General features: G+C 66.8%; 1 pseudogene. It reads left to right on the forward strand.

The features are described from left to right. Positions 1-746: pseudogene (locus HX846_RS08045) on the forward strand (electron transfer flavoprotein subunit alpha/FixB family protein); the annotation flags it as partial.

Below are 746 nucleotides of genomic sequence, written 5' to 3' on the forward strand. Positions count from 1 at the left end.
GCGGCCAAGCGTACGGCAGCGGTGGAAGTGCAGTTGCCGCTGCATCAGGTACCGGCGCCCGCTTTCTACATCAACGTGGTGCCGGACATGGTCGGCGGCCGCCTGAGCAGCCACGACCGCGACTTGCTGGGCCTGGCCCGGCAGCTGGCCGGCGACGACGGTGCGGTATTGGCCGTGGTGTTCGGCGAACACAAGGAAAACGCCTTCGCCACCGCCGGTGTGGATCGGCTGCTGGTGTTGGACGGGCATGAATTCGACGGTTATTCACCGGAGCAACGCGTCCAGGGCCTGCGGGCTGTGGATAACCAGTTCAACCCGCGCCACTGGTTGCTGCCGGACAGCCGCAGCGGCGGTGGTGAATTGGGGCGGCGCTTTGCCGCCAGCCTCAAGGAGCGCCCGGCCACGCGGGTCTGGCAGATCAAGGGCCAGGAATGTATTGGCCGTGCGGGTGCCGGCCAGCAAGACCTGGCCCGGCCACTGCCACGCATAATCCTGGCGGCGGCGGAATGCGCCGAGCCTGTCAGCGATACCCGTCACGAAGTGTTGCCGGTGGAGTTATCCACAAGCCTGGCCCGCAGCTTGCCGCGCATTGAGGATTTGGGTGCGGTGGCCGTGGACCCGGCGGCGATTCCCATGGCCGAAGCCGAATTTATTTTCTCCGGTGGCAACGGGGTCAAGGACTGGGCACTGTTCCACCAGACCGCTGCCGCGTTGGGCGCCACCGAAGGTGCTTCGCGGGTGGCGGT

The sequence above is a fragment of the Pseudomonas sp. K5002 genome, assembly GCF_013386655.1.
Taxonomy (GTDB): Bacteria; Pseudomonadota; Gammaproteobacteria; order Pseudomonadales; family Pseudomonadaceae; genus Aquipseudomonas.